Origin of the sequence: Clostridium sardiniense (genome assembly GCF_016907995.1) — a bacterium.
Lineage (GTDB): Bacteria > Bacillota > Clostridia > Clostridiales > Clostridiaceae > Clostridium > Clostridium sardiniense.
This window is the reverse complement of sequence record NZ_JAFBDA010000014.1, coordinates 56085-72942: the sequence shown is the minus strand read 5'-3', so window position 1 is coordinate 72942 and position 16858 is coordinate 56085. Positions and strand designations below refer to the sequence as shown.

The following is a 16858-nucleotide window of genomic DNA, read 5'->3' as shown; positions in this document are numbered from 1 at the left end:
TAAGGAGAAGCTATGAGAAATAATTTTATGACCTTTAACTTAAAGTATGATTTTGGAGATGAAGGATTAAATAATTGGGATATTAGATCAAAGAGAATAGCCAAGATAATAAAAGATAATAATCCTCTATGTATTGGAATTCAAGAAGGACTTATTCATATGCTTAATGATATGAATAGAGAATTAGGAGAATACTCTTTTGTTGGAGAAGGACGTGATGGCTTTGATAAAGGAGAATATAGTGCAATATTTTACAAAAAGAATGAGCTTGAGCTAATTAAATGGAAACAATTTTGGCTATCTGAAACACCTTTAGTAAAAGGAAGTAAAAGCTTTAACAGTGCTTGTACGAGAATATGTACGTGGGCAAAGTTTAAAGAAAAGAAATCAGGAAAAAAATTTATAATTTATAATACTCACTTAGATAATGAGAGCAAACTAGCCAGAGAGGAGGGAATAAAAATAATATTACAGTTTGCTAGATTAGAATTTAAATCTAGCAAAGTGCCATTTATTATAATGGGAGATTTTAATTGTTATCTAGACGATAAAATTTTCAAGATAGTAAAGGAATTTAAGATAGGTGATTTCTACTTAAGAAATGTCTATGATGAAGTAAGTCATAGCATAAAAGGTACCTTTCACGATTTTAAAGGAGGGTATGATGGAGGAATAATAGATTTTATACTAATATCAAATGGCATCAGTTGCAAGAAATTATATATAGATGATAGAACAATTTATGATGGATATCCATCAGATCATTATCCAGTAATTGCTGAGCTTGAGATAAGTTAAAAAGAAATGATATAAAATTTATATTAAAAGGGGAATATATATGGAGCCTATAAAGTTAAATAGAAAATGGGAAGTTTTACTTATACATCATTCACACACAGATATAGGATACACACAAAGTCAAGAGACTATCGAGTTATATCATATAAATTTTATTAAACAAGCTATTGAAATAAGCGAGAAGCTAAGAAAGGTAGGAAAAGAAGGGAAATTTATTTGGACTTGCGAAAGCTTTTGGGGTGTTGAGAGCTTCTTAAAATATGTAGATGATGAATGGAAAAAGCGTTTTGAAATTTGTGTTAAAAACAGAAGTATAGAAGTTACTGGGAACTATTTGAATTTTAATGAGCTTATAGATTACGATAATTTAAAAAATCAAACTTTAAAGGCAGTTAATTATTGCAAGAGTATAGGTGTAAATATAAATTGTGCAATGACAGCTGATATTAATGGATACGGCTGGGGATATTCAGAAGCATTATATGAGAGTGGAATAAAGAATCTGTTTTCTTGTATTCATACACATCATGGAATGTATCCACTATTTAAAAAACAAACTCCATTTTATTGGGAAACTCCAAAAGGAAATAAAATATTAGTATGGAATGGAGAGCATTATCATTTTGGAAATGAGTTTGGAATGGTAGGCACTGCTACAGGCTCGTATATAAATAGAGATGAATTAGAAGCAACATTTACTAGAGATAAATTAAAAGAGTATGGAACAATTAGAATGTTTAGATATTTAAAGGGGCTTGAAAAACAAGATTATGAATACAACTTTGTTCCTATAACTATTCATGGGTTACCAACAGACAATGGTTCTCCTAATATAGAAGTATTAGACTTTATCAATTGGTGGAATAAAGAGTTTGGAGAAGAAGTAACTATAAAGATGACAACATTAGAGAATTTCTTTAAGAATTTAGAAAAAGCTAATGAACAAATACCTACTTACAGAGGAGATTGGCCTGATTGGTGGGCATTTGGTGTTGGAAGTACTCCACATGTAAATAAAATATTCAAAGAAGCACAAAGAGTATTAAAAACCACTAAATTATTAGATGAAGATTTTAAATTAAGTGATAGAAATCTTATAAATAGATGTGAGGATATGCTAGCACTTTATGCAGAGCATACATGGGGACATTCTTCATCAATAGCAAATCCATGGAATAGTTTTGTAAATCTTCTCGATTATAAAAATGCATCATATGCTATAAATGCTCATGAAGCTGCAATAAGAAATTACAACTTTATATTAGAGAAGAAAGGTATGAGTAGTTTAAAGCCTAATAGAGAACCAAAATTTAAAATAATTAATCCTCATGATATAAAAGTAACTGAATGTGTTAAGTTGTCATTAGATTATTGGGAGACATCAGATTTAGAAGAAATTGTAGAAGATAATTTGGGGAATAAATATTTAACTCAAAGTGAAAATCACCCAAGAGGCAAATATATTAATTTCATAATTACTTTAAATCCTAAAGAAGAGCGAACTTTAATAATTAAAAGATTAGAAAATGAAGAGCCATATGTAAAAATAAAAAATGAAAATATGTGTTGTCAAAGAATAGATGATATATATGTGTATGAAGAAGAGAATGACATTAAAAAGTATGGTCAAATTTATGAAAACAGTCATTTGAAGATAGAGTGGAATTATAGCAGAGGAATAATAAGTTGGTTTGATAAAATAAACAATGTAGAATTGATAGATAATAATGCAAAAACAGGGGCATTCATGCCTATATATGAATTAACTAGGGGTGAAAGACAAACTGCTGAAGCTCAATATAAAGTTAGACAAGTATTAGGCCGTAATATGAGAGGAAAAAATGCAAAGGTGTATTATCCGACTATAGATTCAATAGAAGTAACGGAAGTTGGGAAAATATTTGGTAAAATACACTTAAAGTTAGGCCTTAAAGGAACACGGTTATTGGAAGTAATAATTAAAGTTTATAATGATAATAAGAGAGCAGATATAAATGTACTAGTTAATAAAGATAGTGTATGGGATCCTGAAAGCTTATACATTGCAATGCCTTTTGCATTTAATAATAAAAAGATGGATTTATATTGTGAGAAAACTGGATGCACAATACAAGTAAAAAAAGATCAATTACCTGGAACTAATTGTGACTTTTATTTAGTTCAAGATGGAATTGCTTTAATAGAGAATAACTATGGAGTTAGTATATCAATGCCAGATACATCATTAATATATACATCAAAGCTTCAATATGAGAACTCTAAAAAATTGTTTCATGAAAAATATACAAATCATAATGAGTATGAGTTATATTCATGGGTTATGAATAATATTTGGGAGACTAATTTTAAGGCATCTTTAGGAGGATTTATAGAATTTAATTATTCTATGAATTGGTCAGATAATGTTTCAAATGTTGAAGAATTAATAGAGAAAAATAGAAATATAAATATAGGGTTTATAAATTATAGAATTGATTAATTAAATAAAATAATGGCTATCTTAAAATTCATTTTAAGATAGCCATTTTTATTTAAAGGTGTATTTGGTTTTTAACTATTGTTTCATAAATAAAATGTGCAAATAGAGAGTTTGACCAAGCAAACCAATCTCTAGTAAATTGCTTTGAATCATTACAATAGAAGCCTTCATGCATAAAGCCTGTACCAGCATCAGTTGAAATTAAAGTTTTTATTAAGTCTTTAATCTCATCTGTATTATTAGTAGTAAGACCTTGCATTGAAAGTGCTATATGCCATATATACTCAGGGGGAGTATGAGGACTTCCAATACCACAAGCTTCAGTTCCTTCGTAGTAGAATGGATTATTTTTGCTTAGTATAAATCTTCGTGTATTCTGATATATTTCATCGTCAATTCCTCTAAACTCAAGGTAAGGTATTGATAGAAGACTAGGGACATTTGCATCATCCATAAAGTTATAATTTCCAAGGCCATCTACTTCATAAGCATATATATCACCAAATTCTTCATCATGAACTATACCAAACTTTTCTATACCAGCTTCTATTTCTGATCTTAGGCTGCTTGCTTTTTCTTTAAGCTCACTATCTTTATATATAGTTTCAGAAATTTCTTCAATATAACCTAAAGCTACACTTGCAAACATATTAGCTGGAACTAAATAGCCATACTGACAAGCATCATCACTAGGTCTAAATCCTGACCAAGTCATACCTGTAAATCCTACAGGATTCCCAAGACCATTATTACATAGCGTATCTGTAGGTGAGCAATTTAATCTTTGGAATGAGTAACCTGACTTCTCAAAGTGATATTGTTCAGTTCTCCATAAATCAATTATTATATTAAAGACCTTTCTAATTTCGTCATCAAAGAAAGATGTATCGTTAGTTTCTTTAAAGTATTTATACATTAAACGTACAGGATAACAAAGAGAATCTATCTCATATTTTCTTTCCCATACCCAAGGACTATCTTTAGTTATGTCGTTGTCCCACTTTTGCCCATTAGCTTCTTTATTAAAAGCATTAGCATAAGGATCTATTAAAATGCATTTCATCTGTCTTTTAATAAGACCAGTAAATATATCTTTTAAGCATTCATTCTCTTTAACAAATGGTAAGTAGTGCTCTATTTGTGATGTTGAATCTCTAAGCCACATGGCAGGAATGTCTCCTGTTATTACAAAAGCATCATTTTCTGATACATCAACAGTTGTTTCTATTGTATTTATAAAACAGTTATAAAATAAAGTCTTTAAATTTTCATCAGATATTTTATTTGATAAGTCAGTTCCTATTTCTCGTACAGTATCTTTAATAATATCTAGTTTATTAATTGTAGTAGTGTTCATAAAATTTCCTCCAAAATATTTATAATTAAGAATTATTTTTTGATGCTTGTTCAAGTTCTAGTAGTAGTGCTTTATTCGTAAATATAAGTGAAAAAGCAAGTATACTAGCTATAAATAGTGCCATTGTTCCAGGTGCTATTTCAAATAATACAAGTGAAACAATTAGAATTAATATATTAGTTATAGTTATTATTGGTCTTGTAAAAGTTAATATAAAAGAAGTCTTTAAAAGATCGAAATTCTTCATTGAAAATCTACTCATTAGTATATATAAATGAGGTGTTACTGCAGCCACAAGTATAAGCAGTGATGCAAATAAACAAGTAAGTAACATATTATGATTAACAGTAGAGAAGAACTTAACATTAGAGTATAAAGCTAATATTATAAGAAGCTCAGGAATCCACATTGATAAAGATTGAAGGAAGTTTAATTTAACTCCTTTAATGAAATCTTTAACTATATCTAAACTTTTAGTACGTAGAAGCTTTCCCATGCAATATAAAAGTACAGTGAAAGCAGGTACTGTAGGAATTAAGCATACTAAGAATAGTGGAAAGTATGTAAAAACATCACTTATACCAACAAATAAGAAAAACAAAATAACCGGAATATTAAATATCATAAAGAAGATATTTAACAAAAAGAACCAAAAAATATAATTAAAAGTATCGAATATTTTGTCTAAATTAAAAATTTCTTGCATAATGAACTCTCCTTTTGAAAATGTTTACTTTGATAGCTATAGTATAATTTAATCAATGAGTATATTCAATTTATTATGTATTTTTTATACAAAAAACTAGAAAAAATACACTAAAAATATAATATATTACATAGAAAAATCTTTTAATGAAATAATTATTATGGTTAAATATATTTAGAGGTAAGTAAAATTTAGGGGTGTTAAATATGCGTGCCAAAAAATCAATGATATATAAAAGACTATTTATTGTTTATATATCTGTAATACTTCTTTTAATAACAGCATTAGATATTTACTTTATTAATAGGGTACATAAAGAGAATATTGATAATAATATGTATGTAAATGAGAAGGTTGCTTACGATGTAAACGATATACTTAATGAGATGACTAATTCCAGCAACTCAATAGTTGAAACTATGTATAATGACTCTTATGTAGTGGATGATATAATACATTTTTTAAATACAGATAATGTTACATATTTAAAGAGTAAACTAAATAAATTCTCTCAAAGCAATGAGTATTTTTATAGGGGGGTAGAACATTTTACTAGAAACTCATTTATTTCAAATAGTAGCTTAATAGATATATCATTTATTAGTTATGATATAATGGAAACCAGATCATTTAATAGAACTAATCAAATAGCAGTCGAAAAAATAAACAAGTCATATATAATTAACAATAAGAATTTTTCTAATGTTATATGTAAAAAAAATGTTGTAAGCTTTGTTAAGGAAATTAGAAATCCAACTAGTTTAAAAAGTGAAGGTCTTATAGTGCTTACGTATGATTTGAATAATATTTCAAATATTGTAAAAAAATATAATAATGAATATGAAGTTATGGTTTTAGATGAAAATGAATTCGTGGTTTATGATTCTAATAAAGACTTTGAGTACAAGTATTATGATGATTTTCCAAAGTTAGAAAATGGGCAGGATATAGTAAAATTAGATAATCAAGAGTATTATGTTTATAAAATAACTAGTAAATCTAATTTAACAACAGTAGCTAAGTTTAATAAGAATAGTGTACGCAGTTTACCAAAAGGATTTTTAAATTCTTTGATAGCTGTAGATATAATATTATTTATAATAGCTTTAGGAGTTTTAATTATTAAACTTAAAAAATTTAGTGATAGAACAGATAATATATTAATCGCTATGGAAAAAGTTAGAAATGGTGATTTGAATGTTTCAATTCCTATAGATGAGAAAAAAGATGAGAATGATGAGATTAGATATATATCAGAAAACTTTAATGATATGTGTAGAGATTTAAATAAATATATTGAAAAGAGTTACTTAGCAGAATTAGATCAAAAGAAAGCAGAAATGATAGCACTTCAAAATCAGATTAATCCACATTTTTTATATAATACATTAGAGTGTATAAGAATGACTGCTATTTGTAATGGAGACAAAGAAGTAGGTAAAATGTTATATACATTAGCATTTTTATTTAGAAAGCAAGTTAAGGATAAAGATGTAATAACTATAAGCGATGAGTTAGAATATTGCACTAAATATATAGAAATATTTAAATTCAGATATGATGAAAAGTTTAATTTTAAGATTAATTGTGATGAGAGCCTATTAGATAAAGAAATAATAAAATTCACATTACAACCTATAATTGAGAATTACTTTGTTCATGGTATAAGACTTGATGATTTTGATAATTGCCTAGAGATAAACATAATAAAAGATGGCACAGATATAATAATAACGGTTAAAGATAATGGGAATGGGACAACTAAAGAAAGGATAAATAGTATAAATAATAGTCTAAAAAATAGAGATTATGAAGGGAAATCTATAGGCATTACTAATGCTCATGAGAGAATTGTAATTGCATATGGTGATGATTATGGTATTGGATTAGAACTAAATAATGGTAGAGGAGTAATGGTTGTTATAAAACTTCCATGTAGAGAGGGGTAATTTTATGTACAAGGTTATGTTGGTCGATGACGAAAAACTTATTACACAAGGATTATTAAATTTAATTGAATGGGAAAATTTAAATTTAGAAGTTGTAAACACAGCACAAAATGGGGAAGAGGCTCTTGAAAAATTTAAAGAAAATCCTGTCAATATAGTTGTAACAGATATAAATATGCCCAAAATGAGTGGGCTTGATTTAATAAAAGAGATTAAAGCTATAGATGAAGGTGTTAATTTTATAATATTAAGTGGATATGATGAATTTTCATATGCAAAAAAAGCAATAGCATATGGAGTTGAAAGTTATATACTAAAACCTATTAATGAAGAAGAACTTGAAGAATCTTTAATAAGTATAGTAAAGTCTATTAAGTTAGAAAAGAAAAATAAAAATAATATATTAGATAAAAATAGAAAGCTAATTGAATTTATAAATGGGAAAATAAATAAAGAAGAGATATATAAAATAAAAGAAGATATAAACTTAGATTTTAATGAAAAATATTATACAGTAGCAACAATAACCATAAGTAGACGAAATGAAGATGGTAAGTATATAAATATAGATGAAATTATAGAAGAGAATACACTTGGAAACTATGAAATAATTCATAAATTTGATGGTCAGACTATATTAGTTAATTCATGGAATGAAGGATGCAGTAGAGAAGAAATTATAGAATATTACAATCGTATAAAAGATAAATTAATAAATACTCTAAATGTAGATGTATTTATTGCAATAGGTGATACAGTAGATTCTATAGATAAGCTAAAAAATAGTTACAGAGTAGCATGTAGATTAAAAAAATACATGCTTACAGAAGGAACTAACATGTGCTTGTACAAAGAGAAAGTTTCTGATATAGAAGAATATAGAATGAATTTTTCATCAGAAATAGACAAGCTAAATAAGCTTATAATAGAAAAGAATATAAATAAAACTAAGGATTATTTAACAGAAATATTTGATAATAGTAAGTTAACTCCGAGAAATATATATGATTTATCAGTAAAAATAATAATACTTATTGATAATATTTCTGATGAGTTTAAGTTAGATAAAAAGTATGTACGAGATAGCTTAAGTTCAACTATAGTAGAATTATGTAATGAGAGTACAAGAGATAGTGTAAAAACATTTATAATTAGTGAAGTTGAGGAAGTTATAAATGCTATGTGCTCAAATACTATAAAGTATAGTCCTATAGTACAACAAATTATAAATAATATAAATGATAGATATTATGAAGAGTTAAGTTTAAAGACACTTGCTCAACAATATAATATAAATAGCTCATACCTTGGAAGAATATTCTCTAAGGAAGTTGGAATGTCATTTTCAGAGTATCTAAATAAGACAAAGAATATTAAAGCTAAAGATCTTATATTAGAGACTAATATGAAAATAAATGATATTGCTAAGGCTATAGGATATACGGATACTAGTTATTTTTATAGAAAGTTTAAAAAATATTATGGAGTTTGTCCATCAACATTGAGAGAAATGAAAAATTATTAATAGAGAAAATTAATCCTCTAATTGACTATAAATTATAATTTTATAGTCAATTAGGGGATATTTTTATGCAATAAAATTAGTTGAAAATAGATACATCTAATTTCTACACTAAATCTAGATTATTTCAACTTTAAAGGTAAATATTAAATATGATATATTTTAAGTAACTTAGGGAACGTTTACAAGAACGGAAGGGAGAGGGGTAAATGTCTAAAGTAGGAAATCTAGAAAAAGTAGAAGAAAAACAAAAAGTAGACAAAGTAAATAAAGTAGAAAAGATACAGAAAGTAGACGAAGTAAAAAAAGTAGAAAAAGCAGAAAAAGTAAATAAAGTTGAAGAGGTAAAAAAGGTAGATAAGTTAGCTAAAAAGAAAAAAGAATCAAGGTTCAAAAGATTAAAGGCTAATAAAGAATTATTACTTTTAACTGTACCAGGAAGTATATGGTTTTTAATATTTGCATACTTACCTATGTTTGGAATTATAATAGCCTTTAAGGATTGGAAAATACATGGTGGATTCCTTGAAAGTTTATTTAAGAGTGAGTGGGTTGGACTTAAAAACTTTGAGTTCTTGTTCCAGAGTAGTGATGCTTGGTTAATAACAAGAAATACAGTTTTATATAATTTAGTATTTATAATACTTGGAATAGTTCTTCCAGTAACTTTTGCAATACTTTTAAAGGAACTTTTAAATAAGAAGTTATCAAAGTTCTACCAAAGTTCAATGTTTTTACCATACTTCTTATCATGGGTTATAGTAAGTTACTGTTTATTCGCATTCTTAAGCCCAGAGAAGGGATATGTAAATGGAATTTTAAATACGCTTGGAATGGATAGTGTATCTTGGTATACAGAACCTAGATATTGGACATTTATAATAATTTTCATGAGTCAATGGAAAGGTGTAGGTTATGGAACAGTTGTTTATCTAGCATCAATATGTGGAATAGATAAATCATACTTTGAAGCGGCAATGATAGATGGAGCTAGTAAGTGGCAACAAATAAAATATATTACACTTCCATTATTAAAACCAGTATTAATTATCATGTTCATAACAGCAGTAGGGGGAATGTTTAGAGCTGACTTTGGATTATTCTATCAATTACCAAAGAACTCAGGTGCATTATACTCAGTAACAAATGTTATAGATACTTATGTTTATAGAGGACTTACTAACCTTGGAAATATAGGAATGAGTTCAGCAGCAGCATTATATCAATCATTTGTAGGATTAATATTAATATTAGTTACAAATGGAATCGTTAGAAAAGTAGATAACGAAAATGCATTCTTCTAGGAGTAAAGGCGGTGTAGATTATGATAGATAAAATAAAAAATAAAATATTCAGTAAAGGTAAAGAAGAAGTGGATGGAGTAAATAAGTTTAACTCTATATCAAAACCTACAAATATTGCATTTAATATATTCTTTGGTATATTGGCGGCACTCTGTATAATACCATTTATATTCGTTATTATTATATCATTTACTAGTGAGCAAGCACTTCAAATGAACGGATATAGATTTTGGCCAGAGGAGTGGAGTTTAGAAGCATATAAATTCGTATTCTCAGGCGGAGAAATAATGAGATCATATGGAATAACTATATTTATAACTATAGCTGGTACATTATTAGGGCTTGTAATTATGACAACTTATGCATATGCACTATCAAGAAAGAACTTTGCATATAAAAAGTTCTTTACAAAACTAATATTTATACCAATGTTATTCTCAGGTGGTATGGTTGCATCATATATGGTTGTAACGAGTTTCTTAGGACTTAAGAATAACTTACTTGCATTGATACTTCCTATATGCGTAAGTTCATTCCATATTATAATACTTAGAACATTCTTTAAGACAACAGTACCAGATGCAGTTGTAGAATCAGCTAAGATAGATGGTGCATCAGAGTGGAAATTATTCTTAAAGATAGTTCTTCCAATATCACTTCCAGCAATAGCAACGATAGCATTATTCTTAACACTTGGATTCTGGAATGATTGGTTTAACGCAATGCTTTATATTGATAAAAATAGTTTAGTTCCATTACAGTACTTACTTATTAGATTGGAGACATCAATGGAATTCTTAGCAAATAACTCGGCTACCCTTGGAACAAATGCAGTAGAAGCTGCTGCAGCAATGCCAAAGGATACAGCTAAGATGGCAATAGTTGTTATAACTACAATTCCTATCATATTTGCATATCCATTCTTCCAAAAGTATTTCGTAAGTGGACTAACAGTTGGAGCAGTAAAAGAGTAAAAATTAAATTAATAAATATAAATTAATCATAAAAGACAATAGAGTATATAAGTTAGAGAGGGATATATTATGTATTATTTATTAGAAAGAATTGATAAAATTTGTGGAGAAATTTCAAAACACGTATATAGAGATCAAATTAATCTTGAAAACTATATGTATATAGATGGAAACTATCATAACATTGATTTAATAAAAGAAGCACCAGAAGATGGTTGGAGAGAATTTAAAACAGGAGATCTATGGGGAGGAAAAGACTGCCATGGATGGTTTAAGTGCTCAGTTGAAGTTCCAGAAAGTTTTGCTGGACAAACTATAGCTTTAAACTTTCATACATTCGAAGAAGGATGGGATGCAACAAATCCTCAATTTATCCTATATGTTAATGGAGAACAAATTCAAGGGGTTGATATAAATCATAGAGAAGTCATATTAACTCATGATGCAGTTGCAGGTGAAAAATATGAAATAGACTTACATGCATATGCAGGAATGCTTGCTGATAAAAAGGCTACATTACATGGTAAGTTAGTAGTAATTGATATGGATGCAAGAGAGTTATATTGGAACTTAAAAGTACCAGTAGATGTTTGCAAAGAGTTAGATAAAGAAGATAAAAATAGAATAGATATGATAACTGTTTTAAATGATGCAGTTAACTTAATTGATTTAAGAAGACCAAAGACAGAATTATATGATGAGAGCGTAAAGAAGGCAAATGAGTTCTTAAATGATAAGTTCTATGGGGAATTATGTGGACATGAAGATGTAATTGCAACATGTGTTGGACATACTCATATAGACGTTGCATGGCTTTGGACAGTTGCGCAAACTAGAGAAAAAGTTGCAAGAAGTTTCTCAACAGTGTTAAAGCTTATGGAAGAATATCCAGAATATATATTTATGTCAAGCCAACCTCAACTATATAAATTCTTAAAGGAAGATCATCCAGGAATTTATGCAAAAGTTAAGGAAAAGATTGAAGAAGGTGTTTGGGAACCAGAAGGAGCTATGTGGCTTGAAGCTGATTGTAATGTAACATCAGGAGAATCATTAGTAAGACAAATATTACATGGAAAAAGATTCTTTAAAGAAGAATTTAATGTTGATAACAAGATATTATGGCTTCCAGATGTATTTGGATACTCAGCAGCTATTCCTCAAATTTTAAAGAAATCAGATGTCGATTACTTTATGACAACTAAGATTGCATGGAATCAATTTAATAAAATTCCAAATGATACTTTCATGTGGCAAGGAATAGATGGATCAGAAGTATTAACACACTTTATAACAACAACTGGACCAGGACAAGAAAGAGAATCACACTTCACAACTTATAATGGACACATTCAACCAGATGCAATAATGGGTGCATGGAGAAGATATCAAAATAAGAATATAAATAATGATGTTCTAGTTTCCTTTGGATGGGGAGATGGTGGTGGTGGTGCCACTCTAGAAATGCTTGAAAATGGAAGAAGATTAGCTAAGGGGATACCAGGAGCTCCAAGAGTTAAGATGGGTACATCATTAGATTACTTCAAGAGACTTGAAGAACAAGTTTCAGGAAATAAGAAATTACCAAAATGGGTTGGAGAATTATATCTTGAATATCATAGAGGAACATATACTTCAATGGCTAGAAATAAAAGAGATAACAGAATCTGCGAAAATATGTACACAGCAGCAGAGAAGTTAAACTCAATGTCAATGTTACTTGGAAATAACTATCCATACAGAAGTATAAATGATTCATGGGAAACAGTATTATTAAATCAATTCCACGATATTATACCAGGTTCATCAATAAAGGAAGTTTATGATGTAACAGATGTTGAATACAAGGCATTAATACAAAATGGTAAAGAGTTAATAGGAGAAGGTTTATCAAATATTACTTCAAATATTAATCTAAAGGATAGAAGTGTTGTTGTATCAAATACTCTAGGATTTGAAAGAAGTGATATAGCTACATTTGATATTCCAGAAGATATAACTAATCCTGCTGTTTTAGATAATAATGGCGAGGAGCTAGTATGCCAAAAGATAGAAGGAAATAAAGCAATATTCTTTGCAGAAAATATTCCTGCTAATGGACATAAGTCATTTAAGATAGTAGAAGCAACTAAAGTATCTAATGATGTTGTAGAAGTTTCTGAAAATGGAGCAGAAAATAAATTCTTCAAGATTGAGCTTGATGATAAGGGACAAATTGTATCATTCATAAACAAAGCAGCTAATAGAGAAATCTTAAAAGATGGTGCTATAGGAAATGAAATACAAGCATTTGAAGATAAGCCAATGTGCTTTGATAACTGGGATATAGATATCTACTACAAAGAAAAAATGTGGAAGATAGATGATATTCAAAATATTGAAGTAATAGAAAGAGGTCCAGTAAGAAGTACATTAAAGATAGAAAGAAAGTTCTTAGAATCAACAATAGTACAAAAGGTATATGTATATAATGACTTAGAGAGAGTTGACTTTGACACATATATAGATTGGAAAGAAAGAGATGTAGTTGTTAAAGCAGCATTCCCAATTGATATAAATACTAAAGAAGCAACTTACGAAATTCAATATGGAAATGTTACAAGACCTACACACAGCAATACTTCATGGGATGTTGCAAGATTTGAAGTTTGTGGGCATAAATGGGCAGATTTATCAGAAGGAGACTTTGGGGTATCATTACTTAATAATTCAAAGTATGGACATGATATTAAAGATGGAAATATGAGATTAACTCTATTAAAATCATCTTGTGATCCAAATCCAGATGCAGATAAAGAAGAACACTTCTTCACATATTCAATCTACAGTCATGAAGGAGATTGGAAGAAGGCAAAGACAGCTAATGAAGCTTATAAGTTAAATACTCCACTATATGCAAAAGTTGAAGAATCACATACTGGAGAATTAGAAGATGAATTAAGCTTAGTTAAGGTAAATAAGGAAAACATCATGATTGAAGTTATTAAGAAGGCTGAAGATACAGATCACTTAATAGTAAGAATGTATGAGTTCCACAACAAGAGAACAAATGCTACTTTAGAGTTCTTTAAAGATATAGAAGAAATATGCGAATGTAACCTAATGGAAAGAGACTTAGAAGTACTTAATGCAGATGAAAATAAAGTTAACTTCACAATTAAACCATTTGAAATAAAGACATTCAAACTTAAATTAAAGTAGTAGATTAAGAAGGAATATAGAAGAAATCATAGAAGTATCTACGAATAAATAAATGAGTAGATACTTCTATTTATATATCTAAAAAGTTAATTAAGCTAGTATAGTGATATTAGCAGGAGGTAGAGTTATGAAGTCAAGAGATAGAGCTCCTACAATAGTAAATATTTATAATTTTATAAGAAAAACAGTTTATCCTAGTGGAGAGTTTGTAAAGGATGATTTTGATACAGTTTTATATCAAATGGAAACATTAAAACGGTATAATCTGCCGGCAACATATGCATTAAAATATGATGCACTTATGGATGAAAAATATTCTAATCTTATCAAAGAAAATATAGATGATTATGATGAAGTTGCAGTGTGGTGGGAAATTGATGAGACACTTGCAAAAAAGTCTAATGTAGAGTGGAAGGGAAAAACTCCAGTAGATGACCATGTAAATATAGGATATTCACTAGGATATAAACCAGAAGATAGAATGAAAATGGTTGATGTTTATATGGAGGATTTTAAAGAAATATTTGGATATTACCCAAAGACCGTCGGATCATGGGTAATAGATATAATTACACTTAATTACTTTAAAGAAAAATATGGAGTAGTAGCGGCGGCTTTATGTAGAGATCAAATTGGAACAGATGGGTTTACACTATGGGGAGGGTATTTTAATCAAGGATATTATCCAAGTAAATTTAATGAGTACATTCCAGCGCAAAGAACAGAAATGCAAATAGATATACCTATATTTAGAATGCTTGGACCAGATCCTATATATAGCTTTGAGGATGGCTTAAGAAAATCAGTTACTGGAGTACATACTTTAGAACCAGCTTCCGTAATTGGACAAACGGAGGAATGGGTAAAGTGGCTACTTGATAGATTTACAAAGGAAGACGTCTTAGGATTTTCCTATGTTCAAGTAGGTCAAGAAAATACATTTTTATGGAATACAATGAGAAAAGGATACGAACTTCAAATTCCTTATATAGCAGAACTTGAAAGAATGGGAGCGGTAAGAGTTCAGACTTTAGAGGAAACAGGTAAGTGGTATAAGAAAAAATATAATTTAACTCCTCCAACAACATTTGTTGCATCAGAGGATTGGAATAAAGATGAGAATTTGAGAACACTTTGGTACAATAGTAGATTTTATAGAGTAAGTTTTCTTTGGGAGAATAATAAACTTTCTATAAGAGATTTACATCTGTTTAATGAAAATTATAAATCAAGATATTATGATGATACTTTAGATGATGATGAAAGTATATTTGATTCATTGCCTATATTAAATGCTCATAAGTGGAGTGATGATGAGTCTCGTGCATCAATAGATTTTATAACTTTAGATAATGAAAATAAAATTCAAAGGTTAAAGGGGAAAGAACCTAAGTTTTCAACAAATGGGGAATCTATTTACAATATAGAATGGAAATGTGAAAATTATAATTTTGTCATAATAAACTGTAATGAAAGTAAGATAAAGATATCTATGAAGAGCATTTCTAGCAATGATAAGAAATTAGCTATTCATATTAATAAATTGCCAGTTTTGAAAGATTTAAATAGAAAGATGCTAATATGTAATCATAATGGATTTGAATATAGAATTTCATTAGATGATGGTGATTTTAAATTGAAAAATGATGGAAGTATCCTAATAATTAGTGAAAAAAATGATATTACTATAGTTCTTTCCAAAAATAATATACCTAATAAATCAGGAGAATTCTTAAATAAAGAGTTTGCCGAAAATATAGAATCCATAGATAAATATATTCCTATAAATAAAAGAATTACTAAAAACTCAAAGATGAAGCTTAGAGCTTTAAAGCCTAATATAATTCCAAATGTAATACTTAGCAAAAATGATGATATTCAAATATTTAAAATAGAAAACAATGAGGAGGATGGAGAGATTCATTATACAGTAGATGGAAGTACCCCAGATATAGAATCTCCTGTTTATGAAAAACCTATAATTTTAGGTAAAGAATCAACTATAAAAGCTATTGCTTTTAAAGATGGATTTAAAGAAAGTGAAGTCGTAGAGGGAAGACTTTATAAAACAATATCTATAAAAGATATGATAGGTAATACAAAGCCAGTAGATATTGATAAATTTAATAAAAAAGGTATATATGATCTTATAGATGGTAATAAGGGAACTTCAGATTATACAGATGGTAATTGGCTTGGATATTATGAAGATATGGATGTTACTGTTGATTTAGGTGAGATTAAAAAGATAAATAGTATAACAGTTGGTTTCTTACAAGACACCAGGGCTTGGATATACTATCCGAGGTATGTGGATTTTGAGGTGTCAGTTGATGGAAAAGCTTTTAAAAGAATAGATCGCATATATAATGAAAACTCTGTACCTAGAACAGAAGTTGGAGTTAAGAATATATCTACAAACAGCGTATGGAATATACGTTATATAAGAATATTTGCAAAGAGTGAAGGTCTATGTCCAGATTGGAGCATAATGGCAGGAGAAGGTCCAGCTTTTATGTTCGTAGATCAAGTGACAATATTATAAATTTTTTTAAAGCAGAGGGGGAA

General features: G+C 28.5%; 10 protein-coding genes. 8 read left to right on the top strand and 2 right to left on the bottom strand.

Annotated features, from left to right (window positions below; translation table 11 throughout):
* Nucleotides 1-12 precede the first annotated feature (12 nt).
* A complete protein-coding gene (locus tag JOC62_RS12390; RefSeq protein ID WP_204595589.1) occupies nucleotides 13-798 on the top strand; it encodes an endonuclease/exonuclease/phosphatase family protein in 786 nt (261 codons plus the stop codon).
* Nucleotides 799-838: 40 nt separating this feature from the next.
* On the top strand, nucleotides 839-3277 hold the full coding sequence (locus JOC62_RS12385) for a glycoside hydrolase family 38 N-terminal domain-containing protein (RefSeq protein WP_204595588.1): 2439 nt from the start codon (nucleotides 839-841) through the stop codon (nucleotides 3275-3277).
* 52 nt (nucleotides 3278-3329) lie between these two features.
* Here the strand turns inward: JOC62_RS12385 and JOC62_RS12380 are convergent, their stop codons facing one another.
* A complete protein-coding gene (locus JOC62_RS12380; RefSeq protein WP_204595587.1) occupies nucleotides 3330-4634 on the bottom strand; it encodes a glycoside hydrolase family 125 protein in 1305 nt (434 codons plus the stop codon).
* Between the two features lie 25 nt (nucleotides 4635-4659).
* Nucleotides 4660-5340, bottom strand: a complete 681-nt coding sequence (locus JOC62_RS12375; protein WP_204595586.1) for a DUF624 domain-containing protein — start codon at nucleotides 5338-5340, stop codon at nucleotides 4660-4662.
* A 206-nt stretch (nucleotides 5341-5546) separates the two neighbouring features.
* Between JOC62_RS12375 and JOC62_RS12370 the strand changes: the two genes are divergently transcribed.
* The 6 genes from JOC62_RS12370 (at nucleotide 5547) to JOC62_RS12345 (ending at nucleotide 16835) form a co-directional block, all read left to right on the top strand.
* On the top strand, nucleotides 5547-7289 hold the full coding sequence (locus JOC62_RS12370; protein ID WP_204595585.1) for a sensor histidine kinase: 1743 nt from the start codon (nucleotides 5547-5549) through the stop codon (nucleotides 7287-7289).
* 4 nt (nucleotides 7290-7293) lie between these two features.
* Nucleotides 7294-8814, top strand: a complete 1521-nt coding sequence (locus JOC62_RS12365) for a response regulator transcription factor (RefSeq protein ID WP_204595584.1) — start codon at nucleotides 7294-7296, stop codon at nucleotides 8812-8814.
* Between the two features lie 206 nt (nucleotides 8815-9020).
* The gene (locus tag JOC62_RS12360; RefSeq protein WP_204595583.1) at nucleotides 9021-10115 is read left to right on the top strand and encodes an ABC transporter permease; all 1095 of its coding nucleotides are present in this window, start codon (nucleotides 9021-9023) and stop codon (nucleotides 10113-10115) included.
* A 20-nt stretch (nucleotides 10116-10135) separates the two neighbouring features.
* Entirely contained in the window at nucleotides 10136-11089 is a 954-nt protein-coding gene (locus JOC62_RS12355; protein ID WP_204595582.1) for a carbohydrate ABC transporter permease, read from the top strand.
* Between the two features lie 69 nt (nucleotides 11090-11158).
* Nucleotides 11159-14290 carry an alpha-mannosidase gene (locus JOC62_RS12350; RefSeq protein ID WP_204595581.1) on the top strand — a complete coding sequence of 1044 codons (3132 nt, stop codon included), beginning with the start codon at nucleotides 11159-11161 and terminating at the stop codon, nucleotides 14288-14290.
* A 127-nt stretch (nucleotides 14291-14417) separates the two neighbouring features.
* Nucleotides 14418-16835 (top strand): FN3 associated domain-containing protein, encoded by a 2418-nt coding sequence (locus JOC62_RS12345; protein ID WP_204595580.1) that lies wholly within the window; start codon nucleotides 14418-14420, stop codon nucleotides 16833-16835.
* The last annotated feature ends 23 nt before the right edge of the window (nucleotides 16836-16858 follow it).

Coding starts and splice junctions, on each gene's coding strand:
- JOC62_RS12390 (WP_204595589.1), top strand. CDS start 13: ATGAGAAATAATTTTATGACCTTTAACTTAAAGTATGATTTTGGAGAT.
- JOC62_RS12385 (WP_204595588.1), top strand. CDS start 839: ATGGAGCCTATAAAGTTAAATAGAAAATGGGAAGTTTTACTTATACAT.
- JOC62_RS12380 (WP_204595587.1), bottom strand. CDS start 4,634: ATGAACACTACTACAATTAATAAACTAGATATTATTAAAGATACTGTA.
- JOC62_RS12375 (WP_204595586.1), bottom strand. CDS start 5,340: ATGCAAGAAATTTTTAATTTAGACAAAATATTCGATACTTTTAATTAT.
- JOC62_RS12370 (WP_204595585.1), top strand. CDS start 5,547: ATGCGTGCCAAAAAATCAATGATATATAAAAGACTATTTATTGTTTAT.
- JOC62_RS12365 (WP_204595584.1), top strand. CDS start 7,294: ATGTACAAGGTTATGTTGGTCGATGACGAAAAACTTATTACACAAGGA.
- JOC62_RS12360 (WP_204595583.1), top strand. CDS start 9,021: ATGTCTAAAGTAGGAAATCTAGAAAAAGTAGAAGAAAAACAAAAAGTA.
- JOC62_RS12355 (WP_204595582.1), top strand. CDS start 10,136: ATGATAGATAAAATAAAAAATAAAATATTCAGTAAAGGTAAAGAAGAA.
- JOC62_RS12350 (WP_204595581.1), top strand. CDS start 11,159: ATGTATTATTTATTAGAAAGAATTGATAAAATTTGTGGAGAAATTTCA.
- JOC62_RS12345 (WP_204595580.1), top strand. CDS start 14,418: ATGAAGTCAAGAGATAGAGCTCCTACAATAGTAAATATTTATAATTTT.